We start from the raw sequence: 796 nt of genomic DNA, 5'->3' as shown, positions 1-796 counted from the left end.
CGGCGCTGGGCCTGCCGCCGGTTCGGCTGGGCGCGGTGCCGATCACCCGAGTGGAGCTGTGGGCCGGGCGCCGCCACGTGGCGGCGAGGCTGCCCTTTCCCGCGCTCAGCCTGTCGCGGCGGGTGTTGGATGATGCCCTGCTGGATGTGGCTGCGGCTGCGGGGGTAGAGGTGCAGCGCGGTGTCGCCGTGCGCAGCCTCGATGCTGCACGGGCTATCACCGGCGGCGAGATCCTGCTCGCCACCGGCAAGCATGATCTGCGCGGGCTTCCGCGCCCGCCTGGGCCGGACGAGATCGGCCTCAAGATGTATTTCAATGCCCCCGCGCTGCACCGCCAGCTGGCCGGCACGGTGCGCGTGATCTTCTTCGCCGGCGGCTATGCCGGGTTGCAGCCGGTGGAGGGCGGGCGGCTCAACCTGTGCCTGCTGGTCGATGGCCCGGCCTATCGCGCGGCCGGCGGCTGGCCGGCCCTGCTGGCGCGCCTGTGCGCGGAACCCGGGTTGGCTGCGCTGGCCGAGGCGGAAGCGTTGCTGCCACGCCCGCTGGCCATCGCGCGGGTGCCCTATGGCCATCTGGCGGCCGACGCCAATGATGGCCTCTGGCGGCTAGGGGACCAGGCGGCAGTGATCCCCAGCTTCTGCGGCGATGGCATGGCCATCGCGCTCGAATCCGGCCGGCTCGCTGCGGCCATGCTGGCAGCCGGCGCCATTGCCGCCGATTACCAGCGCGCGCTGTTGCGCCGTACCCGCCGCCCGGTTCGGCTGGCCATGGCGACTCTGGCCGTCACCCGGCGGCC

1 protein-coding gene is annotated in these 796 nt (G+C 73.5%); it reads left to right on the top strand.

Annotation, left to right across the window (positions count from 1 at the left end; translation table 11 throughout):
* Positions 1-796: hypothetical protein (locus tag GJV64_RS15045; RefSeq protein WP_164158328.1), on the top strand; the 796-nt coding region annotated here is incomplete at both ends.

The organism is Sandarakinorhabdus rubra (assembly GCF_010994245.1).
In the GTDB taxonomy this organism is placed as follows: Bacteria; Pseudomonadota; Alphaproteobacteria; order Sphingomonadales; family Sphingomonadaceae; genus Sandarakinorhabdus; species Sandarakinorhabdus rubra.
The sequence above is the reverse complement of the archived record's forward strand: the minus strand, read 5'-3'. Positions and strand labels throughout refer to the sequence as shown.